The organism is Cyclobacterium sp. 10D3-21, from assembly GCF_055809755.1.
In genome coordinates, this window is sequence record NZ_CM147924.1 from 6,300,128 (window position 1) to 6,321,090 (window position 20,963).

General features: G+C 38.6%; 21 protein-coding genes. 11 read left to right on the forward strand and 10 right to left on the reverse strand.

Annotated elements, in window-relative coordinates; genetic code table 11:
* Position 1 precedes the first annotated feature (1 nt).
* A complete protein-coding gene (locus tag AC0L7T_RS24530; RefSeq protein ID WP_473339097.1) occupies positions 2 to 718 on the forward strand; it encodes a gluconate 2-dehydrogenase subunit 3 family protein in 717 nt (238 codons plus the stop codon).
* A gap of 97 nt (positions 719 to 815) precedes the next feature.
* Positions 816 to 1,505 carry a 3-keto-disaccharide hydrolase gene (locus AC0L7T_RS24535; RefSeq protein ID WP_473339098.1) on the forward strand — a complete coding sequence of 230 codons (690 nt, stop codon included), beginning with the start codon at positions 816 to 818 and terminating at the stop codon, positions 1,503 to 1,505.
* Positions 1,506 to 1,557: 52 nt separating this feature from the next.
* Here AC0L7T_RS24535 and AC0L7T_RS24540 read toward each other — a convergent pair whose 3' ends face one another.
* The 3 genes from AC0L7T_RS24540 to AC0L7T_RS24550 form a co-directional block, all read right to left on the reverse strand.
* On the reverse strand, positions 1,558 to 2,271 hold the full coding sequence (locus AC0L7T_RS24540; RefSeq protein ID WP_473339099.1) for a Crp/Fnr family transcriptional regulator: 714 nt from the start codon (positions 2,269 to 2,271) through the stop codon (positions 1,558 to 1,560).
* A gap of 99 nt (positions 2,272 to 2,370) precedes the next feature.
* Entirely contained in the window at positions 2,371 to 2,844 is a 474-nt protein-coding gene (locus AC0L7T_RS24545) for a type I restriction enzyme HsdR N-terminal domain-containing protein (protein ID WP_473339100.1), read from the reverse strand.
* 55 nt (positions 2,845 to 2,899) lie between these two features.
* Positions 2,900 to 3,610, reverse strand: coding sequence for a ComEA family DNA-binding protein (locus AC0L7T_RS24550; RefSeq protein ID WP_473339101.1), 711 nt, complete (start codon positions 3,608 to 3,610; stop codon positions 2,900 to 2,902).
* Positions 3,611 to 3,794: 184 nt separating this feature from the next.
* Here AC0L7T_RS24550 and hemA point away from each other — a divergent pair, with 184 nt between their 5' ends.
* Both hemA and AC0L7T_RS24560 read left to right on the forward strand, forming a co-directional pair.
* Complete coding sequence (gene hemA / locus AC0L7T_RS24555) at positions 3,795 to 5,072, forward strand: glutamyl-tRNA reductase (RefSeq protein ID WP_473339102.1); 1,278 nt, start codon at positions 3,795 to 3,797, stop codon at positions 5,070 to 5,072.
* 116 nt (positions 5,073 to 5,188) lie between these two features.
* Complete coding sequence (locus tag AC0L7T_RS24560; protein ID WP_473339103.1) at positions 5,189 to 6,772, forward strand: WG repeat-containing protein; 1,584 nt, start codon at positions 5,189 to 5,191, stop codon at positions 6,770 to 6,772.
* Positions 6,773 to 6,790: 18 nt separating this feature from the next.
* Here AC0L7T_RS24560 and floA read toward each other — a convergent pair whose 3' ends face one another.
* The 3 genes from floA to proS all read right to left on the reverse strand — a co-directional run bounded on the left by floA (position 6,791) and on the right by proS (position 10,033).
* Entirely contained in the window at positions 6,791 to 7,804 is a 1,014-nt protein-coding gene (floA, locus tag AC0L7T_RS24565; RefSeq protein ID WP_473339105.1) for a flotillin-like protein FloA, read from the reverse strand.
* Positions 7,805 to 7,807: 3 nt separating this feature from the next.
* Positions 7,808 to 8,269, reverse strand: coding sequence for an NfeD family protein (locus AC0L7T_RS24570; RefSeq protein WP_473339106.1), 462 nt, complete (start codon positions 8,267 to 8,269; stop codon positions 7,808 to 7,810).
* Between the two features lie 282 nt (positions 8,270 to 8,551).
* On the reverse strand, positions 8,552 to 10,033 hold the full coding sequence (gene proS / locus AC0L7T_RS24575) for a proline--tRNA ligase (protein WP_473339107.1): 1,482 nt from the start codon (positions 10,031 to 10,033) through the stop codon (positions 8,552 to 8,554).
* Positions 10,034 to 10,165: 132 nt separating this feature from the next.
* Between proS and AC0L7T_RS24580 the strand changes: the two genes are divergently transcribed.
* Positions 10,166 to 11,509 carry a hypothetical protein gene (locus tag AC0L7T_RS24580; protein WP_473339108.1) on the forward strand — a complete coding sequence of 448 codons (1,344 nt, stop codon included), beginning with the start codon at positions 10,166 to 10,168 and terminating at the stop codon, positions 11,507 to 11,509.
* 282 nt (positions 11,510 to 11,791) lie between these two features.
* Positions 11,792 to 13,264, forward strand: coding sequence for an OmpP1/FadL family transporter (locus AC0L7T_RS24585; RefSeq protein WP_473339109.1), 1,473 nt, complete (start codon positions 11,792 to 11,794; stop codon positions 13,262 to 13,264).
* Here AC0L7T_RS24585 and AC0L7T_RS24590 read toward each other — a convergent pair.
* From AC0L7T_RS24590 to AC0L7T_RS24600, 3 genes are read right to left on the reverse strand one after another with little or no spacing between them, the layout of a single operon-like run.
* A complete protein-coding gene (locus AC0L7T_RS24590) occupies positions 13,247 to 13,780 on the reverse strand; it encodes a shikimate kinase (RefSeq protein ID WP_473339110.1) in 534 nt (177 codons plus the stop codon). The two genes, AC0L7T_RS24585 and AC0L7T_RS24590, sit on opposite strands and share 18 nt — an antisense overlap.
* Entirely contained in the window at positions 13,780 to 14,886 is a 1,107-nt protein-coding gene (locus tag AC0L7T_RS24595; protein ID WP_473339111.1) for a BT_3928 family protein, read from the reverse strand. The genes AC0L7T_RS24590 and AC0L7T_RS24595 overlap by 1 nt, the downstream gene beginning before the upstream one ends.
* On the reverse strand, positions 14,876 to 15,424 hold the full coding sequence (locus AC0L7T_RS24600; protein ID WP_473339112.1) for a DUF1599 domain-containing protein: 549 nt from the start codon (positions 15,422 to 15,424) through the stop codon (positions 14,876 to 14,878). Before AC0L7T_RS24600 ends, AC0L7T_RS24595 begins: the two co-directional genes overlap by 11 nt.
* A 14-nt stretch (positions 15,425 to 15,438) precedes the next feature.
* On the opposite strand from AC0L7T_RS24600, the gene folP reads away from it, so the two are divergent.
* Together folP and cdaA are read left to right on the forward strand one after the other, a co-directional pair.
* Positions 15,439 to 16,323 (forward strand): dihydropteroate synthase, encoded by an 885-nt coding sequence (gene folP, locus AC0L7T_RS24605; protein ID WP_473339113.1) that lies wholly within the window; start codon positions 15,439 to 15,441, stop codon positions 16,321 to 16,323.
* Positions 16,320 to 17,186, forward strand: coding sequence for a diadenylate cyclase CdaA (gene cdaA / locus AC0L7T_RS24610; RefSeq protein WP_473339116.1), 867 nt, complete (start codon positions 16,320 to 16,322; stop codon positions 17,184 to 17,186). Before folP ends, cdaA begins: the two co-directional genes overlap by 4 nt.
* A gap of 3 nt (positions 17,187 to 17,189) precedes the next feature.
* Here cdaA and kbl read toward each other — a convergent pair whose 3' ends face one another.
* On the reverse strand, positions 17,190 to 18,386 hold the full coding sequence (gene kbl, locus AC0L7T_RS24615; protein ID WP_473339118.1) for a glycine C-acetyltransferase: 1,197 nt from the start codon (positions 18,384 to 18,386) through the stop codon (positions 17,190 to 17,192).
* A gap of 142 nt (positions 18,387 to 18,528) precedes the next feature.
* On the opposite strand from kbl, the gene AC0L7T_RS24620 reads away from it, so the two are divergent.
* The 3 genes from AC0L7T_RS24620 to AC0L7T_RS24630 all read left to right on the forward strand — a co-directional run bounded on the left by AC0L7T_RS24620 (position 18,529) and on the right by AC0L7T_RS24630 (position 20,821).
* Positions 18,529 to 19,482, forward strand: a complete 954-nt coding sequence (locus AC0L7T_RS24620) for an NAD-dependent epimerase/dehydratase family protein (RefSeq protein WP_473339120.1) — start codon at positions 18,529 to 18,531, stop codon at positions 19,480 to 19,482.
* Positions 19,483 to 19,488: 6 nt separating this feature from the next.
* Entirely contained in the window at positions 19,489 to 19,980 is a 492-nt protein-coding gene (locus tag AC0L7T_RS24625; RefSeq protein WP_473339122.1) for a copper resistance protein NlpE N-terminal domain-containing protein, read from the forward strand.
* A gap of 151 nt (positions 19,981 to 20,131) precedes the next feature.
* Positions 20,132 to 20,821 (forward strand): carbohydrate-binding family 9-like protein, encoded by a 690-nt coding sequence (locus tag AC0L7T_RS24630; protein ID WP_473339124.1) that lies wholly within the window; start codon positions 20,132 to 20,134, stop codon positions 20,819 to 20,821.
* Positions 20,822 to 20,963 lie beyond the last annotated feature (142 nt).

A 20,963-nucleotide genomic window follows, 5' to 3' on the forward strand; every position in this document is an offset into this window, starting at 1 on the left:
GATGAACAGAAGAGAAAACCTAAAACTTTTATTTACCGGTTCCCTGGCCTCAGGTATACTGTTTACAGGATGCGGGCCGGAAACCGCTGAAACTGTAGAAATTCCACACAATCCGAAAATTGGTGAGTTTGGAAGCTATGGCCGTACACCTGAAGAAATCATTCATAATGAAAGTTTAAAATCCTCCACTTTTTTCACAGAAGATGAGCGGAAGAAATTAGACATTCTTGTAGACATGATCATACCTGCAGATGATACTTCAGGAAGCGCTACTGGCGCTGGTGTACCTGACTTTATCGAGTTCATGGTGAAAGACATTCCTAGCTATCAAACACCGCTGAGAGGAGGCCTTTTATGGCTGGATCATAAATCAGATGAGATGTTTGGAAACAAATTTGTAGAATTATCTGAAGATCAACGCATACAAATCATAGACCTTATCGCTTATCCTGATACTGCCAAGCCTGAAAACCAGAGTGGTGTGAAGTTTTTCAACAACCTAAGAAACCTAACTGCAACTGGCTTTTTTACTAGCGAAGAAGGATTTAAAGACCTGGGATATGTAGGTAACAAACCAAATGCCTGGGACGGTGTACCTGAAGAAGTATTGGCCAAACATGGTTTGGAAAACGACCCAAAATACAAAGACGTATATCTTGATGTAAGTACAAGGGGGACCATTGCCCAATGGGATGACAATGGCAACCTGATCGGATAAGCTTGTCCGAATTTTATCAATATTAACAGGGGAGCGTCTTATAAGGTGTTCCCCTGTTTGCTTTTCAATTCAGAATAACCAATAATACCACTACAATATGAAAACGCTTTTTTTTCTGACTTCATTGGTCTTTGCACTTATAGTAAGTCCTTCTATGGCACAACAATTGCCTATTTTTAATGGTAAGGATTTGTCCGGTTGGCATGTGGATGTCCCTGAACACGACACCAATCCTAATGCAAGTCCATCCTTTATTGTCAAAGATGGATTACTTATAAGTATGGGAAACCCGCAAGGCCACCTTATTTCTGATGATGAATATGAAAATTACAGGATTACTACTGAATACCGATTCCCCGAAGCCACTGGCAATTGCGGCATCTTAGTACATGCTTCCACTCCAAGGTCACTTTATAAAATGTTCCCCAAATCTATTGAGGTGCAAATGTATCATGAAAATGCTGGGGATTTTTGGTGCATTGTTGAAAATATTGAAGTGGACAATATGGTCGAAAGAAGAGGTCCAAAAGAAGAATGGGGCGTAACAGAAGGTAAAAAAAGAAGGATACTAAACCTTACTGACGGTTCGGAAAACACCCCCGGATTATGGAATACAATGGTGATAGAATGTTTGAATGACAGGGTCAAGGTGTGGGTAAATGGAGACTTTGTAAACGAAGGATACAATTGTACAGCATCGAAGGGACAAATAGCCGTTCAGGCTGAAGGAGCAAAAGTGGAATTTAGAAAACTAATCCTCGAACCAATAACAGAACTTTCTGAATAGTTTCAAGCCCTCAAAAAGCCCAGCAATGGGCTTTTAATAACCCTTTTATAGGCTACCCGTAGAAATCAGAAAGCCTGGCAAGCCCTTTTCGATTCAATAAAATAATTTTCTTTCCCTGCAGGTCTATAAGCTTGTCCTTTTTAAATTCGGACAATAACCTAATGACTGTTTCTGTGGCAGTACCAACTAGTCCAGCAATTTCCTCACGTGTCAGTGCTATATCAAGCCGCTGCCTGTCTCCACCGTCAACACCGTAACTATCCCCCAATTGTAGCAAGGTCAAAGCCAGTCGTTCTCTAATTGATTTCTGAGTGGCATCTGTCAATTGGCTTTCCATTATCCCCATGTCATGACAAAGTGCCTGAGTAAGCCGCTGATGAAAAGTACTGTCCTCAGTCATCACTTTCAAAAACACTTCTTTAGGCACAAAGCAAACCCCTGCATCTTCCACTATGGTAGCAGTGGTCGTATAGGATTCCTCCCCTATCAATGATGAGTAGCCAACCAAATGACCTTTTTGGGCAAGTCGAATGATCTGATCCTTACCATTAGAGGCAGTTTTAAAAATCTTAACCACACCACTGTTGACGCAGAAAACACCTAATGGCTTGGTGTTTTCATAATAAAGGATTTGACCTTTTTTATGTGAAATGAAATTTTTCCCCGCAGAAACATTGCATAAATGCTCGTCTCCAAGTCCTGAGAATAAGGAAAGTTTCCTACTCAAGCACATTTCGCAAGGTGTACTTTTATCTTTATTCATCATTTTACGCCCCCATTTAAGTACATGACTAAGCAAATTTAGCAAATTACATGACTATCGTCACTTTTATTTCAAAAATTCAAGATCGTAATATACTGATAGTTATTCAAACCTGGGGAAATAACTAATTTGTGAATATTTACCTGTTTTCGGGTCTCTTTGGAGACAGAAATGCATACGACCATTGCTTATGCATATAAAGGGTGCATTGAATTTGTTATTGTATAAACAGACCTGCTCTACCGTTTTTTGGTTTAGGTTAACATCCGGTGCTTTGCACTCAATCAAAAAAAAAGCTTCCCCAGACCTGTCCAACACCAATATATCAAAGCGCTTTTGCAAGGCATTGTACTTCAGTCCTTTTTCCAAGGAGATTAAACTTCCGGGGTAATTCAGATGTTTGACGAGGTAGTGGGTAATATGTTGCCTCACCCATTCTTCAGGCGTTAAAAGCAGCTTTTTTTTCCTGATTGGATCAAAAACATAATATTTACCTTGATCTCCCTTTTCAATATCCATGGGAAATGCAGGTAAATTCAGCTCTATCTCGGCCAAATATTGTACCAGATCCTTCATTGGGTAAATTTCCAACAAAAAATCAGACGGCAAAAACTTATGCCAAGAATAAAAATCAAAAGGTCAAATAAGGCGTAATTCTATCGACCCAATCCTGATTGAAAATTTTAATATTTAACAATTCTTCCGCTGAATTGTAAGCGCCATGTTGTTTTCGATAAGCCAAAATAACTTTAGCCGCTCCATAGTCAATATAAGGATGATTGATTAACGCTTTAAAATCTGCCAGATTGATATTTAGTTGATGGTCTATTTTGGGTTCGAAGGAGAATACAGCATATATTTTCTCTGCCAGTTCAGCATCTACCCCATATACCTCCAAGAGTTGTTCAGGGGTATAAAACCCACCCAAATTGTTTCTGTATTCATCAATGCGAGCAGACAAAACAGGCCCTACACCTTGTACCATTTGTAATTCCACGGCAGTGGTTTCAGCAAAAGAAATTTTATTTAAGCTGGGTTTAGTCGGTCTTTTAAGCTTCGGGGTAGAAGTACTTGTCTTTTCATTTCCCGTACTTCCCTGTGATGATTTTGATTTTTTTTCCTGAGAAGATTTTGTGGACGAAGCTTCCTGAGAAAAAAAAGCTTTGTTCTCGGCAATATAGGCAAGGTAAGAAGCTTGGGCAGCAGAACGGTTATACCTTTCAATGAAATAGGGAGCGGCATAAAGCAACGTTAAAACAGGGATCACAAAGACGAAGCCACGCATTTCCCGTCGGGTAAAACCCAAATAAGATTTCAATACATAAAACCATTTATCTAACATAGTTTTTCCCTATTGCATAGTTAAATTAAGAATAATGGAATGTTATTCCAAAAATTCGCCTTATTGTATTAGGATGAAGCTGAGGCCGAATTTATTTAGAAGCATTATAAATTAAACTCCCTTTGCTGAATTAATTCATTTCGTCCCAATTCTATAATAAATTTGTAGCTGAAAGTTGGTTATCATGCAGTCAAAGTTTAAAGCTTTAAGTCTATCATTTAAGAATGCCCCTGTAGCAATCCGGGAGTTGGTATCTTTGGACGATGGTGCGGTACGCTCACTTTTGGGTAAATTGAGAGAGTTTTTCAGTCTTACGGACACCCTAATTCTTTCTACCTGCAACCGAACAGAGATTTATTACAGCCATGAGCTGGACCTTTCCACAGAAATCATCAAACTTGTTGGACTAGAAAAGGGTTTGGTGGACACCATCTCTTATCTGGAATATTTTGACATTTTCCATGATGACAAAACCGCCATATCCCATCTTTTCAGAGTGGCGATGGGACTGGAAGCTCAGGTAATTGGTGACATGCAAATTTCCAATCAGGTAAAAAGAGCTTATCAGACTGCTGTGGACATGGACATGGCTGGACCTTTCCTACACCGTCTAATGCATACCATATTCTTCACCAATAAGAAAGTGGTTCAGGAAACGGCCTTTAGGGACGGGGCAGCATCAGTATCTTATGCTGCAGTAGAGTTAATTGAAGAACTTACCTCAAACACCCACCAGCCAAGGGTACTACTAGTAGGTCTTGGAGAAATTGGTGAGGATGTAGCCAAAAACCTGGTTTACCTGAAAGACGCCAAAGTTAAGATTGCCAACAGAACCTATTCTAAGGCTTTGGAATTGGCAACTGAATACAATTTCGAAGCAATTCCCTTCGAAAATTGTTTTGAAGCGATGAAAGAGGCAGATGTAATCATTTCCTCCGTAGCAATGGTTGAGCCATTGATCAGCAAACAATTGATCAGCAGTTTCAATATTAAAAGTTATAAATTACTGGTAGATCTTTCTGTCCCTAGAAGCATAGATACTGCAGTGGAGGACCTTCCAGGAGTATTGCTCTATAATGTGGACAATATCCGAAGTAAGGCTAGTGAAACCTTAAGTAAAAGGAAAGCAGCTATTCCTCATGTTGAAAACATTATCGTAGAAAACATTAAAGAATTTTACGACTGGAAAAAAGAAATGATGGTGTCCCCTACCATCAATAAGCTAAAAAACAGCCTTGAGCAAATCCGCAAGGAAGAGCTTGAAAGGTACCTTAAAAATGCCGATAGTCAGCAATACGACATCATCGACAAGATGACTAAAAGCATGATGCAAAAAATCCTTAAAGTGCCAGTGGTACAATTAAGGGCTGCCTGTAAACGTGATCAAGCTGAAGAAATGATCGGTATTATCAATGACCTTTTTGATTTAGAAAAGGAAGAAGTCAAGAAAACAGATCATTAGCTAAATTCCATCTCCTGACAGATTACAATTTTTTAATGGGCCAATTAGAATAGCCTTATTGATTTATTCGGAAAGCTGTAATTTCTTTTTTACTTTCACCCCCAAAACACGCTAAAATGCACAAAATACCCTTATTCAAATTTTTTATAACCTTGCTATTGATTGTTATGATTGCAAGGACAGGATCTACTCAAACCTGGGAAGTATTTGACAGCAATTTTCACTTGGAAAAAAAGCTTTCAAAAGGTGAAATTTTCTTGCTTGGAAACAGCCTTAGAATCAATGTTTGGAACAATGACCTTTCTTTTTTGGATTCCAAATATGAGCCCTTTACAATTATAGAGGACGCTTCCCTCTACCAATTTCTTGAGCCCTGGATCATAATTAAGAACAATGATAAATTTGGCGCATTACATGAGTATGGGGAGCAGGTTTTGCCAGCCATTTACGATGAAATAGCATCTTACTATACCCTATTACTTGCCAGAAAAGGGGAGGAATACTTCGTTTACGATCGGGGAAAAAGAACTACTTCTTCTATTGGGAATTTTGTTTCCGCCAGAATCGCCAGAAATGGACAGGTAATTGCACAAGATAGCGATGGGAGCTTTACTTTGCCACTATCAGAAACGCCTGAGCACAAGTATGCCTCATTGACAGACCCCACAGACAATGTGATTGTTGCCAAAGAGGCCTCCGGCATTGGGCTAATAAATATGGAAGGCAAATACATTCTCAAACCAGTAATTGATGAATTAAGCCATTTAGAAGACAGTTATTTTTACGCCAAAAACAGCGACGAATACCTTTTGATCAATGCCTTGTCTACAACTGCTGACATCAGGTACAATAGCTTTCACCGAATCAGCATCGAACATGATGTGATGCTAGAATACATCCATGGAAAGTTAAGGCGGATTATGAAAAATGACGGTATCCTGTTGGATATTGTGGGAATGGATTCTGTTAGAAAATCAGGAGATTATTTCAATGTTCACTTCAGAGATGGTACTACCGGATTGCTTAACAAAGAAGGCGACTGGGAAGTAAGGCCAACTAAAACTGCTACCGGAATTTTACCGGGGAATGAAGGCGCTTATGGAGCGAAAATCGGAGATGGCTTTGGGTTTATCAATTCCAGTGGGGACACGCTTATAGCTCCCAAATTTGATCAGGTAAAAGTTTTTTCTGAAGGAATGGCAAGTGTGAAAACAGGCACCAAATGGGGTTATATTAACCATCAGCAGCAGTTGGTTGTTCCCTATACCTATAACTCGGTAGGCCCATTCATTAAGGGCGTAGCTATCGTTGAAGTTGACGGCACTTACAACTTGATCAATAAAACTGGCGAATCATTGCTGGAAACACCTTGTAAAAGAGTCAGCAGAATGATGGATGGATATTACTTGTTGGAGGATGAGGGGCTCTTTGGACTTGCAAAACCAGATGGCACCATTATAAGCAACCCTGTTTACGAGGAAATCAGAAGAGAAGCAAAAGATAAAATATTAATAAGGAAAGACGATAAATACGGGGTTATAAAAGAAAATGGAGATTTCGAATTGCCCATTTACTACAACGCCATTCTGTTTGACAATAAAAACGATAAGATTTTGGCAAAAAGTAAAACAGAAGTTGTCCCTGAAGTATTGAGTAAAAAAGAAATGAAAAAAAGAATGAGAAATAAGAAAGGGGCTTAACGCCCCTTTCTTATTTTGTTATTTATTTTTATCGTTTCCTCTTGACCTGTCTGACGATTTATTTTCATCAGATTTGGCTATTGAATCCCGCATACTGGTATCAGATTTTACATTTTCCATTTTGTAATAATCCATTATCCCAAGATTACCGGATCTAAAGGCTTCAGCGATAGCTTTTGGTACCTCGGACTCAGCTTCGGTTACTTTGGCTTTCATCTCTACATTTTTAGCTTTCATTTCTTGTTCCAGTGCTACGGCCATGGCTCTTCTTTCCTCAGCTCTTGCTTCAGCTACTTTTAAATCTGCAGTAGCCTGATCTATTTGGAGTTTTGCACCAATATTTGATCCAACATCGATGTCTGCAATATCAATCGATAATATTTCAAATGCAGTACCAGAATCGAGGCCTCTTTCCAAAACAAGTTTTGAAATTTTATCAGGGTTTTCAAGCACACTTTTATGATTCTTCGCAGAACCTATAGAAGTTACAATTCCTTCACCAACCCTTGCCAATATTGTTTCTTCTCCTGCTCCACCTACCAGTTGAGCGATGTTTGCTCGGACAGTTACTCTTGCTTTAGCAATAAGCTGGATGCCGTCTGCGGCAACAGCAGCCACGTTTGGTGTGTTAATCACTTTTGGGTTAACAGAAATTTGTACCGCCTCAAATACATCTCTTCCCGCAAGGTCTATGGCCGTTGCTTGCTTGAAGGATAGTGATATATTCGCCTTGTCTGCTGATATCAATGCCCTGATCACATTGGGCACATTACCTCCTGCCAGAAAGTGCGTCTCTAGATCATTTGTAGTCAAATTGAGTCCTGCTTTGGTAGCTGTGATGAGTGAATTGACAATCACCCCTGGTGGCACTTTTCGAATACGCATACCCACCAGTTCCAATAGTCCAACTTTCACATTTGAAAATATGGCAGTAATCCAGAGATTTACCGGAACGAAATAGAGAAATACAAATAATAAAATTAGACCGCCAAAAGCAGCGACCAGTACTAATGCCGAATTAGAAATATCCATAATTTAGGGTTTAATGATGATTTTATTGTTTTCAATTTTTGAAATGGTGATGCTTGTTTTTGAGGGTATAAACCCTCCCTGAGACTTTGCCTCATAAATTTTATCTGCTATAATTATTTTTCCATAGGGCTTAAAATCAGAGATCGTTTCCCCAACCTGACCCACTTCAAGCCCAAGCAAACGGTCTTCATAGGCACTTCCAGCGGAGGTATCCTTGAGCGCAAAACGATCCCACACCCCCGATTTAAAGCCATAAACGATCATCCCAAAATTAATTATTGCAGTAGCTGCCAATGCGCCATAAGCTACTAATGGGGTGAAATTTTGAAAAGCATGATAAATACCCAATGCTGTAAAAATTAGCCCCAAAATCCCAACAACCGTCGTCCCTGGGACAAAAATAACTTCCAGCATTACCAAAAGTGCACCAAAAACGATTAAACTTATTAATATTAACCAGTCCATAAAATTTGCATTGTGAAAGTCACCCTGTATACAATGGGCAAGCTTTCTGTAAAATTACAAGAATTCATAACAATAGAAAGCCAAATGAAATGAATCATTTGGCTTTCTATTGTTTAAAATCTGAGAAATTTCGCAGGTTCACCCAACACTCAACTAAAACCTACTCAATTTTAGACTCGTAATGTACACTATTATTGTGTTGGAATTGAAATACTATAATAACAATTCATGCTTTTTCTCAATTGGAAACCTGTAGGTATATCTAATCCAGAGGTTTAGAAATCAATAAGCTCTAGCGAATAGCACTCTTCCTGTAGAAGGTTTTCCTGTAACAATGCACTGACCGTCCTCTGCTACCTGATCAAGGGGAATACATCGAATAGTAGCCTTAGTCTTTTCCTTTATTTTTTCCTCAGTTTCAGCAGTACCGTCCCAATGGGCGGCTACAAATCCACCTTTGTTATCCAAAACATCCACAAATTCTTCCCACGTTTCAACGGTAGTTGTTTTTTCATCAGTAAAGGATTTGGCCTTTTGATAAATGCTATCCTGAATATTGTCCAGCGTATTTTTAATTATTGTAATTAAATCTTCTGTTTCAAAATTGATAACGGTTTTGGAGAAATCATCTCTACGGGCTAATTCTACTGTTTTATTTTTAAGGTCTCTGGGCCCAATACCAAGTCTCAACGGTACCCCTTTCAATTCATATTCAGCAAATTTCCATCCTGGCTTATAGGTGTCTCTGTCATCAAATTTCACAGAAATACCTATATCATCCAATTGATCAACTATTTCCAGCGCCTTAACTCTAATTTCTTCGAGTTCTTCTTCACTTTTAAAGATTGGTACTATCACCACCTGGATTGGTGCTAATTTTGGAGGCAAAACTAAGCCTTTATCGTCAGAATGTGCCATTATCAAGGCCCCCATCAATCGGGTACTTACACCCCAGCTTGTACCCCATACATGCTCTAAACCTCCTTCTTTTGTGGCAAACTTAACATCAAAAGCCTTGGCGAAATTCTGTCCCAGGAAATGAGAAGTACCTGCTTGCAAGGCTTTTCCATCCTGCATCATGGCTTCTATACAATAAGTAGACGCTGCACCTGCAAATTTCTCGCTTTCGGTTTTCACTCCTTTAATCACAGGCATCGCCATGAATTTTTCAGCAAAATCCGCATAAACGTTTAACATTTGTATCGTTTCTGCCTCAGCTTCTTTTTTGGTGGCATGAGCAGTATGGCCTTCTTGCCATAAAAATTCTGCTGTCCTAAGAAAAAGCCTTGTTCGCATTTCCCAACGCACCACATTGGCCCATTGGTTAATAAGTAAAGGCAAATCACGGTAAGATTGAATCCAGTTTTTGTAAGTACTCCATATAACCGTCTCTGAGGTAGGTCTAACGATCAACTCTTCCTCCAATTTTGCCTCTGGATCTACAATCACTCCTTTGCCTGAAGGATCTGTTTTCAGTCGATAATGCGTTACGACTGCACATTCCTTGGCAAAGCCTTCCACGTGGCTTGCTTCTTTGGATAAAAACGATTTTGGGATGAATAATGGAAAATAAGCATTGCTATGGCCAGTTTTTTTAAACTTCCGATCTAGCTCAGCCTGCATTTTTTCCCATATACTAAATCCGTATGGTTTAATCACCATACACCCTCTGACGGCACTATTTTCAGCTAGGTCAGCTCGTTTAACCAATTCATTGTACCACAGGGAATAATCCTCACTACGCTTGGGTAATCCTTTACTCATTATTATTTCTTTGTTGTAATAAAAAAACTCTTTATCTTAGATTCTTGATTTGTGACAAATATAAATTAAAAAATGATAACCTTGTTGCTATATTGTCGTATATAGTAGGTGAGGAATAAACTAAATATCTATATGATTAATTTCAATTCAATTCGGACATTAAGCGCATTTGCGATTTTAGGCCTTGCTGCCTGTAGCACCAGCTACCAAGCCAGCAATATGGGTGGAGAAGTCGACAACTTGTACTTTATGGCTTCAGATTCAAGAATAGCGACTGAATTTGCTGTGAAAAATAACAATCCGGAAAATTTTAAGGAAATTGAACAGATCCGCAATATAGACGGAGAAGTAGAAAATTTTTCTGCTAAAAATGTAAATCCGGAATACATTGCTAAATACCAACAATCAGCTGTTCCAGCTGGAGAAGAGTCTACGGTATATTTCGATGACTCTCAAAGCGGTACAAACTTAGCGACTGGTGAGCCAAACATTAACGCCTACGACAATTACACAGGTTCTAATGGAAATGGATCAGTAACAAATAACAATTTCTTCATGAGTCCAATGATGGGATTTGGCATGTCATCTATGATGGGTAGCATGTACAACCCTTATTTTGGTGGAATGGGTTTTTATGATCCATTTTATAGCCCCTTTGGTTTCAGACCAGGATTTAATTTATCTCTTGGGCTTGGAATGGGCTTTGGATTTGGAAATCCTTATTATTATGGAAGCAGAATGGGTTTCTATGACCCTTACATGGGTTACGGTTACAGATCAGGATTTGGTGCAATGTATGGTTATGGAAGAGGTTTTTACCCAACTGTAATTGTTCTTCCAAGTGGATCAGAAGGGAACCGACGTCAAATTGTTCAAGGAGCAAGGTCTTATAGGTCTTCCTCTTTAGCAAATTCAAATACATCTAGCAGAAGCAGAAGTATTGCGAACCCTACCTCCTCCAGGGCTACTGCGAGAAGAGATGCTTTGTCTAATAATTCAAGTGCAGTTTCTAGAAATAGATCTTCTGCGACTAGCAACTCCTTCAGCAGATCACAAAATGATTATTACAACTCAGCATCTGCTACGCCATCCAGAAGGAATATTAATTCTCCTGCGATGAACAGGTCTGGAAACACCTCAACAAGGAGTAGTTACGGAAACTCAAGCAATAGCAGCACATACAGATCTTCTGCACCTTCAAATAGCAGGTCTAGAAGCATCAATTCTACGAATAGCAGGTCTCAATATTCAGCACCTAGTTCAAATAGTAGAAGTTCTTCTCCCTCTTACAATAGAAGTAGGAGTACAAGAACAACTACACCAACTTATCAACGCTCTACTTCACCAAGTAGAAGCAGTTCCTATTCAGCTCCTTCCAGGTCTTCATCCACCTATAGCGCTCCAAGTAGGAGTAGCAGTGGATCTTCTTCAAGAAGTACAGGAAGTAGCAGTAGCGGAAGTAGAAGAGGGAATTAATTCCCTCTTTTTTTCTATCCTATATTGATCACCCCATTGTCAAACAATGATTTTTTACGCTTTAATCCTCAACTTCGGATGCAAGTGGTATCCCCTTATTGACTTTATTTACTTAAATACCTACCCTTGAAGTAACGTTTTACCTTAACCTAATTACGAGATATCCGTTTCGGATAGTATTGCTTCATTATTTCAAAGCCTAAGAAATGATAAAGGGAATAGAAAACCTTATATCAAATCACCTTAGGATTAAAACAAAAAAAAGGATTTAATAGAATTGACATGAAAGGATTTAAATTGTTTTTATCTTTATCTGCTTTGCTTGCATTTAATTTAAGCGATGTCAAAGCGCAAAGCGGGTACGTGGAAGATGCACTCAGGTTTAGCCAATTTGGTTCTACTGGTACCGCTAGAATTAGTTCACTTGGAGGAACTGGCAATTCACTTGGAGGCGATTTAAGTAATATACACAACAATCCCGCAGGTTTGGGGTTTTATCAAAATTCAGAATTTAGCTTTACTGCAGGGTACAGTGATTGGAATGCATCCACAACCTTATTAGGACAAACAGAAAATTTTAATACCACAAACTTCTCTATACCAAACCTTGGTGTAGTTATTAGCAGAGCCAAAGCACCACTGGAAGTTGGTGATTGGCGGGGAGGCTCCTTTGGTATCAGTATCAATCGACAAGCTACCTATAACAACGATTTTGGCTATTTCTCAAACCAACTTGACCAAGGGTCTATTTTAGATTATTATGTTGATGTTTATAACAATCAAGGTGTTCCTGGTGGAACTGATGGATTGTTTTACGATGCTTTTCTTATCAACCCTGTAAATGGAGGAGGATATGATTATTCTCCCAATGCCACGCTAGCTTTAGAAAAAACCGAAAAAGTACAAAATGAAGGCAGCATGTCTCAAATTGGATTTTCCTATGGCGGCAATTATAAAAATAAATTATTTATCGGTGCATCCCTTGGAATCAATTCCATTACCTATAGGTCTACAAAAACTTATAACGAGGAATTTCTAGATGACAATAACCAGACTTCTCTTTTTAGCTCATTACAAGAAAATCTAACTTTGGATGGATCTGGTATCAATGTTGGGCTTGGAATAATTTACAAACCTGTGGACCAATTAAATGTAGGGTTAAATTTTAAATCCCCCACCTGGACGCAGTTTAATGAGGACTATGATGCCGATATATTTGCCAATTTCTTCCCCCCATACCAGGACCCTTCAGAAGGTAATATTTCTGAATCCGATGCGCAAACCGATCTTTTCGTAAGCAGTTATAGTTTGCGAACCCCAATGCGTATTGGAACAGGAATAACTTATTTCTTCGGAAAAAATGGATTTATTACTGCTGATGCCAATTTTCTGGATTACAGCTCTGCCAACCTTAGGTCCAATGTATTCAATACAGGAGAAGACAATGCTGAAATCAGCAGTCTATATGGGCAAACCATAAATTATAGTGTAGGTGGAGAATTGAGGGTAAAAATGTTTAGGGCAAGGGCTGGCTATGCCTATTTTGGCGACCCAATTGCAAACCCTGGAAACCTTGACCGAAGTACCAATCAACTTTCAGGAGGTATCGGTGTAAAATTATCGACCTTTAGTGTAGACTTAGGTATTGTAAATAGTAAGTTTAACAGTTTCTATTCTTCATTTCCCGGTGCTGAATTGGCCACTATAGAAAACAATAGAACTACAGGATTGCTAACTTTAGGGTTTAGTTTTTAGTAAAGGCAACCATTTGGCTATTAATAACTCAGGGGAACTGTCTTCTCCCCTGAGTTTTATTTTGGCCATTTCATAAAACACACTCCTTTGAGAATGCATGTTTTTAAGCTTTAGAATTATTTGAGGCGTATCCAAACTTGAGAACAAAGGCCTTATGGACACTTCCGTATGGGTTAACCGCTGAAGGATGCAATTCAAAGGGACATCCAGGTACACTGAGACACCTTTTTTATTGATCAGATCCATATTGTCATTGTAGCAAGGAGCTCCTCCCCCGGTTGCTAATACAAATGCCTCTCCTCTATTAAGCACGTCCTTTAAAACTGTTGACTCCAAATTTCTAAAATACCCCTCACCATGTGTTGAGAAAATTTCAGCTATGACTTTACCCGCTGCAGCTTCTATTAAATCATCTAGATCATAAAAAGGCCAATTTAACTTCAAGGCCAGTGCCTTTCCCAAAGTAGATTTACCACTACCTGGCATGCCTACAAGTACAATTTTCTTTGATTCCATTATTTAGAAAATATGTTTATAGCTATTTCAGCAGATGGTGTATTTCGAAAATGAAACTTTTTGAGTATGGTCCCTTCTTCCAAAAATACCAGACCTGGATTGGACCTGATTATGGTCTTTACTACAGTGGCATCTGCCATATAATAACCAATATGTAGGCCTTTTTCCTGAAGGTAGTTTTTCATTTCTTCCTCAGATGAAGCTGCTACTAAAAACACTTTCACCCCAGTCCCTTGGAAGGAATTGATTAAAGCACTAATCCTATCAAGTTCCCCCACGGACAATGCTATTTTATCAATATTACTGGATAAAATCAATAATTTTTTACCTTGAAGAATTTCATCAGTGTGATCCCCCGCATCACTCCAAACAGCAAAATCTGAAATTTTTGGGAGTACTTCAGGATTCTTTAATGTCATCTCCAAAAAGGTGTAACTCTCATCTGAAGGGTATTGATCAAAAGAAACCTTTTCACCCTCTTTTTCCATAAGGTAAGAATATTTTAACTCTGCCGTTGGCTGCATGGCTTGATTGATATTAACACCTTCTTTAAAGGCCCTAAAATCAATAAATGGGAGATTTCTAATGGCATAAATGGCCATTGTCAGTGAGATAACGAAAGTACCCATCGTCACCCATTTGCCAAAACGGGAATAGTTACTTGGTAGGTATTCCTTGAATACCAGCATAAATACGATTAGCACCAATAAGACAATGTCTTTATAAAATGACTCCCAAGGAGTTAGCTTTATAGCGTCACCAAAACACCCACAATCCGTTACCTTATTGAAATAAGCAGAATAAAAAGTAAGGAAAGTAAAAAACAATATCATTGCCAGTAAAAGAAAAATTGCACGCTTTAATCGCCAGCCAACCAGAAGCATGACACCTAAAGCAACTTCCATCACCACCAGGAATACGGCTATTGGTAAGGATATCGCTTTCAATGGTTCGAATATTGGGGTAATGTCTGTGGCAAAGACATCAAAATATTCTTGCATTTTTATGGAGGTGCCAACGGGATCGTTCACCTTGATTAACCCTGAAAAAATAAAGAGCCCTCCAACGAGAATACGCGAAATAATAACTAATGTTTTAATGATCATTTTGATTCAATTTTATCATACAAAAGACAGCATAATTAAGCATATCCTGATAGTTGGCGACTACTCCTTCGGACACTAGCGTTTGCCCTTGATTGTCCTCGATCTGCTTTACCCTATATAATTTCATCAGAATAATGTCTGTAATCGAAGAAATACGCATCCCTCTCCAGGCTTCACCATAATCATGATTTTTATTGGCCAGCAAATCTTTGGTATCCATTACCCATTTATCATATATGGGTTCTAATTCTTCAAAAGTCAATTCCATTCTGGAATCTTCCATCAAATCATTTTGCATTAATGCGATAAGGCAATAATTAATTATACCAATAAATTCATCCTTTATAGGGTCATCCACCTTCTGTACTCCCTTTTCCTGGATGGACCTTATTCTTTGGGCCTTGATAAAAATCTGATCGGTCAGTGAAGGCAGCCTCAAAATCCTCCATGCAGTACCATAATCTTGGGTCTTCTTCTTAAAAAGTTCTTTACAAAGGCCAATAACTTCGTTATATTCGCTTGCGGTTTGCGTTTCCAAAGCAAGGGTGTTTTATGTTAGAAAATTCACATTCAATTAATAAGTTCGAAGATACTTTATTTCCCTCAAAAATAACACTTCAAATCAAAGGAAAGCTATTTGCTTTGGGTGAGCCATGGATAATGGGTATCATAAATAGCACCCCAGATTCCTTTTACAATAAGAGCAGAACCACGGGCCAAAAGCAGGACGTTTTAGCCAAGGCAACTACCATGATTGAAGATGGTGCTCATATTTTGGACATTGGAGGCTATAGTTCCAGACCTGGTGCGGCACCTGTATCAGAAAAAGAGGAACTTAAAAGAGTAATTCACGTTATTAAGAGTATAAAAGATAGGTTTCCTGACAACTTGGTTTCTATTGACACTTTTAGATCTAAAGTTGCCAAAGAAGCTGTATTAGCAGGTGCTGACGTAGTTAATGACATTTCGGGTGGTAGTCTGGATTCCGAAATGTTTGATACAGTAGGTAGTTTGGGTGTTCCTTATATATGTATGCACATGAAAGGAAGCCCTCAAACGATGCAAAATTTTTCTGATTATATCGATATCGAAAAAGAAATTCAATATTTTTTTTCCGAAAAAGTTAATAAATGTTATAAAGCTGGCATAAAAGATGTAATACTTGATATTGGATTGGGATTTTCCAAGACATTGGAACAGAATTACGAACTTATTAAAAATTTATCCTATTTTAAATCATCAAAATTGCCAGTGCTAATAGGGGTTTCTCGTAAATCCATGATTTATAAATTATTGAGAACCAGCCCTGAAGAAGCGTTAAATGGAACCACAGCCTTACATATGGCTGCCCTCATTAACGGAGCAAACCTTTTAAGGGTACATGATGTTAAAGAAGCAAATGAAACTTTAAAATTATATAAACAAATCTACACTTGAATTTACTCTTTAAAATAGGCTTTCTGGACATCTCTCTGGTAAACCTTATAGATATTACACTGGTTAGTGTGCTCATTTATCAGGTATATAAGTTGATGCGAGGTAGTGTGGCCATTAAGATATTTTTAGGTTTTCTCTCCATATATTTAATTTATTTGGTTGTAAGTGCTGCTCAAATGGAGCTCCTAACAATAATCTTAGGACAGTTTATGGGAGTAGGTGTGTTGGCAGCTATTATTTTATTTCAACAAGAAATCAGGAAGTTCCTCCTCATTGTGGGTAAGTCTTCCATTTTTTCAAATGAAAATCTATGGCAGGAATTATTGTTTTGGAGAAAAAGAGAAAGTCAAGCCTTCAATGTTACCCCAATAATTGAAGCCTCTAAAACCCTTTCAGGTAGTAGTACCGGAGCTTTGATTGTACTCTCAAGGAATTCTGAACTCAAATTTTATGGAGAGAGTGGAGATTTAATAGATGCGTTGGTTTCAAAGCGCCTTTTGGTATCCATTTTCAATAAATACAGCCCCCTGCATGATGGTGGCGTAATCATATTTAACGGTCGGGTTAAAGCTGCAAGATGTATCCTCCCTGTAACAGAACGTGAAGTTCCAGCGCAATTTGGCCTTCGTCACAGAGCAGCCATAGGTATGTCAGAGGCTACAGATTCATTAATTCTTATCGTTTCAGAAGAAACCGGCCAGGTTTCTTTGGCCAAAAATGGAAAAATTCTTCACAACCTCTCTTTCCAGGAGGTACGAGAATTGATAAACAATTACCTGACAGGCGAAGAAATAGATGATAAATTTGAACCGCTCAATCAATCAGAAAGAAGGGCTGAATTAAAAAGAATTTCAGAACTTTAAGGATCAATCAATTACACCTAGAGATTTCCCTACTTCCTGAAAAGCTTTGATTGCTTTATCAAGATCTGCTTTTTCATGTGCAGCAGAAAGTTGCACCCTAATTCTTGCTTGTCCTTTAGGCACTACTGGATAATAAAATCCAATGACATAAATGCCTTTCTCTAATAGTTGATCTGCCATTTTTTGTGCCAGAGGTGCATCATAAAGCATAATCGGTACAATTGGGTGCGTTCCTTCTTTTATTGCAAAACCAGCTTTTTGAATTCCAGCTCTAAAATACATCGTATTTTCTTCTAGCTTATCCCTAAGGGCAGTAGTTTGGGAAAGCAAGTCAAATATGGCAATGGATGCTCCAGTGATAGCCGGTGCCAGTGTATTGGAGAACAAGTATGGTCTCGATTTTTGACGAAGCATTGCTACGATTTCTTTCCGTCCGGAAGTAAATCCACCCGAAGCCCCTCCAAGTGCTTTACCCAAAGTTCCTGTAATGATGTCTACCTTTCCCATTACTCCTTTCAGTTCATGCACTCCCCTTCCTGATTTTCCAATAAACCCTGTAGAATGACATTCGTCTGTCATCACCAAAGCCTTGTATTTTTCTGCGAGAGCGACAATTTTATCCAATTGAGCGATTGTACCGTCCATTGAAAAAGCACCATCCGTTACAATTAACTTTTGCACAGCGCCTTTTTCATCGGCAGCTTTTAGTTGCTCCTCCAAATCGTCCATATCGTTGTGCTTGTACCTAAAACGCATGGCTTTACATAACCTTACCCCATCTATTATTGAAGCATGATTTAAAGCATCAGAAATAATGGCATCTTCAGCGCCAAGAATTGGTTCAAAAACTCCCCCGTTTGCATCAAAAGCGGCAGCATATAGAATGGTGTCTTCAGTACCTAAAAATTCCGTAATTTTGTCTTCGAGTTTTTTATGTATGTCCTGTGTACCACAAATGAACCTTACGGACGACATCCCAAAACCATGGCTATCAATGGCAGCTTTAGCCGCTTCAATTACGCTAGGATGACTTGAAAGCCCGAGGTAATTATTGGCGCAAAAGTTTAAAACTTCACGACCACCCTCAAGGGTAATTTTTGCCCCCTGCGGAGATTCAATAATTCTTTCACTTTTGTAAAGCCCTTCAGTTTTAAGGCTATGTAATTCTTTCTGAAGTTTTTCTTTTAATGTGCCAAACATAAGCCTAAAATCAATTAATTAATGGAAACAGTTAACAGGTTTCAATAAACCCTAAACTTACGATTTTTAAAGATTAATGACACATAATTGTAATATAATTCTGAAATTAGCATTTAAGACACCTTGAATCAAAATAAAGCCAATGGATAAAATACTCGTAACCGGATCTGCAGGACAGTTAGGAACTGAACTTATACAAATGCTTTGTGAGGTCTACGGACCTGATGCTATCATTGCTTCTGACATTAATCAGAATGCCGCTACAAAATTTCCTAATTGCAAATTTATACCACTGGATGTAATGGATCAGGTGAGTTTTAAAAACGCCATTCTCAATGAAAACATTACGCAGGTTTATCACCTTGCCGCAGTTTTGTCAGCTACAGCCGAACAAAACCCACTTATGGCCTGGAAATTAAACATGGATAGTTTATTGATTTTACTCGATTTAAGCAAAGAACTAAAGCTGGATAAAATATTTTGGCCCTCATCCATAGCTGTGTTCGGTAAAGAAAGCCCTAAAATGGATACGGCACAAGATGCTGTGCAAACTCCTAATACCGTCTATGGGATTTCCAAAATGGCTGGTGAAAGATGGTGTGATTACTACCACCAACACCATCAAGTGGACGTAAGAAGTATTCGATTCCCGGGGCTCATTGGCTATAAAGCCAAACCTGGAGGAGGCACCACCGATTATGCGGTAGACATCTTTCATAAAGCAATAAGTGGGGAGCCTTTTCAGTCCTTTCTGAAAAAAGACACCCGACTACCAATGATGTACATGCCGGATGCTATCCAAGCAACATTGGATTTAATGCACGCTCCTAAGGAAAGCATCACGGTAAGATCCAGTTACAATCTAGCAGCAATGAGCTTTACTCCTGAAGAAATTTATTTGGAATTGAAAAAGTATTATCCAGATTTTGGTATAAATTATGTTCCCGATTACCGACAAGAGATTGCGGCAAATTGGCCTCACTCCATTGATGATGAACAAGCTACAAAAGACTGGGGTTGGCAGTCAAAATTCGACTTATCACAAATGACTGAAGACATCTTAAAAAACCTCCCAAATTGGCTGGATAAAAACTAAACCCTTATGAAGAACTATCTTATACTTATATTGGTACTCATTACTTTTGCCTGTGACAGCCCAACCGAAGAAAAAAAATACGAAGGGGAATCTGAACCATCTGCTGAAAAAGAAATTGTTCTTGAAAATTCGGGAACTACCTGGATGTATTATTCAGGAGTACTTCCATGTGCTGATTGTGTAGGAATTAAAACCGAATTGAAACTAGAGAATAGCCCGGAAAAATTAGAGCGCACCTATGAATTGACAGAAACCTATCTTGAAACCAAAGATGGGGACCGCAAATACATGACTACAGGGATTTATGAGGTAATTTATGGTCTTGAAGACAATCCTGGGGCAATGGCCATCAGGCTTCTGGACGATACCTCTTCGACTGTCAAAAGCTTTTTGCAAGACAAAACCGGAAAATTAACCCTGCTAGACCAGGAAGAAAGGCCCATTTCATCCGAGCTCAATTATTCTCTAGAAATGTTTAACCCTAATCAAAATAAATAAAACCCCATTTATTCTGATTACGCTATAGCTAACTGTTTTCGTCTCTATTGTCATTGAAAATAAAAATGACCTGCCCATACACCCCAATAAGGTGCTGACTACAGGAGAAAAATCATTAGGGAATATGGAGAAACTCTTAAAAATGACTAACATGTTTAATCAGTATATTCTTTCATTCACAATAATATTACTGCTAGCATCTTGTGGGAAATCAACCCCGTTAAAGCTTACCATTCCTTATTCCGAAAAAGAACTACTGGTAGATGGTGTGATTGATGCCGAAGAGTGGAGTCAAGCTGCCATTATTGGTAAATTGATCGCTCCCTGGGAAAATGATTCCACTGATAAAACACAGTTGAAGGTTTTTATTTCTAGCAATTATTTCAATTTCAGCTTCCAGGTTTGGGACCAAACGCTAGTTACGATACCCTTCGAAAAAGAATTGTCTGTGGCAGAAGGAGACCGTGTTGAACTGTTTTTTGCCAATGACCCAAGCTTGGCAAAGTATTTCTGCGTAGAAATGGACCCAAATGGCAATGTTCTCGATTATTCAGCTCACCATTACCGAGATTTTAATGAATCCTGGGATTTTAAAAATATAAAAGTAGCAACAGAAATAACTGCCACCGGATACATTGTGGAAGGAAGAATTTCTTTAGCGGAACTTAGAGAATTGGGAATTTCAAACCCCTTTTATCTAGGGGCTTTCAGGGCAGATTTTAAAAAGCCACAGACCAAAGAGGTTAGCTGGTATTCTTGGATAAAACCCCAAAATCCAACACCAGACTTTCATATTCCATCTGCTTTTGGAAAAGCTGAATTCACAAATCAAAACAAGTAGCATCACTCCTCCAAAGTTGTTATCCTTTAAAAATAAGGTATTCCAAGCGATAGATAACATCCCATTTGAGTAGATTTCAATCCTTTTCAAATGATAGAGAATACAGGATGACCAAGAAATTAAAACCAGCCTTTTCACTCGT

Bases quoted from the DNA above. Each gene is read 5' to 3' on its own strand.
- AC0L7T_RS24630 (WP_473339124.1), top strand. From the start codon at position 20,132: ATGTTTAATCAGTATATTCTTTCATTCACAATAATATTACTGCTAGCA.
- folP (WP_473339113.1), top strand. From the start codon at position 15,439: ATGTTAGAAAATTCACATTCAATTAATAAGTTCGAAGATACTTTATTT.
- AC0L7T_RS24535 (WP_473339098.1), top strand. From the start codon at position 816: ATGAAAACGCTTTTTTTTCTGACTTCATTGGTCTTTGCACTTATAGTA.
- AC0L7T_RS24590 (WP_473339110.1), bottom strand. From the start codon at position 13,780: ATGGAATCAAAGAAAATTGTACTTGTAGGCATGCCAGGTAGTGGTAAA.
- AC0L7T_RS24540 (WP_473339099.1), bottom strand. From the start codon at position 2,271: ATGATGAATAAAGATAAAAGTACACCTTGCGAAATGTGCTTGAGTAGG.
- AC0L7T_RS24550 (WP_473339101.1), bottom strand. From the start codon at position 3,610: ATGTTAGATAAATGGTTTTATGTATTGAAATCTTATTTGGGTTTTACC.
- kbl (WP_473339118.1), bottom strand. From the start codon at position 18,386: ATGTTTGGCACATTAAAAGAAAAACTTCAGAAAGAATTACATAGCCTT.
- AC0L7T_RS24545 (WP_473339100.1), bottom strand. From the start codon at position 2,844: ATGAAGGATCTGGTACAATATTTGGCCGAGATAGAGCTGAATTTACCT.
- proS (WP_473339107.1), bottom strand. From the start codon at position 10,033: ATGAGTAAAGGATTACCCAAGCGTAGTGAGGATTATTCCCTGTGGTAC.
- AC0L7T_RS24570 (WP_473339106.1), bottom strand. From the start codon at position 8,269: ATGGACTGGTTAATATTAATAAGTTTAATCGTTTTTGGTGCACTTTTG.
- AC0L7T_RS24585 (WP_473339109.1), top strand. From the start codon at position 11,792: ATGAAAGGATTTAAATTGTTTTTATCTTTATCTGCTTTGCTTGCATTT.
- AC0L7T_RS24560 (WP_473339103.1), top strand. From the start codon at position 5,189: ATGCACAAAATACCCTTATTCAAATTTTTTATAACCTTGCTATTGATT.
- AC0L7T_RS24625 (WP_473339122.1), top strand. From the start codon at position 19,489: ATGAAGAACTATCTTATACTTATATTGGTACTCATTACTTTTGCCTGT.
- floA (WP_473339105.1), bottom strand. From the start codon at position 7,804: ATGGATATTTCTAATTCGGCATTAGTACTGGTCGCTGCTTTTGGCGGT.
- AC0L7T_RS24595 (WP_473339111.1), bottom strand. From the start codon at position 14,886: ATGATCATTAAAACATTAGTTATTATTTCGCGTATTCTCGTTGGAGGG.
- hemA (WP_473339102.1), top strand. From the start codon at position 3,795: ATGCAGTCAAAGTTTAAAGCTTTAAGTCTATCATTTAAGAATGCCCCT.
- AC0L7T_RS24620 (WP_473339120.1), top strand. From the start codon at position 18,529: ATGGATAAAATACTCGTAACCGGATCTGCAGGACAGTTAGGAACTGAA.
- AC0L7T_RS24530 (WP_473339097.1), top strand. From the start codon at position 2: ATGAACAGAAGAGAAAACCTAAAACTTTTATTTACCGGTTCCCTGGCC.
- AC0L7T_RS24580 (WP_473339108.1), top strand. From the start codon at position 10,166: ATGATTAATTTCAATTCAATTCGGACATTAAGCGCATTTGCGATTTTA.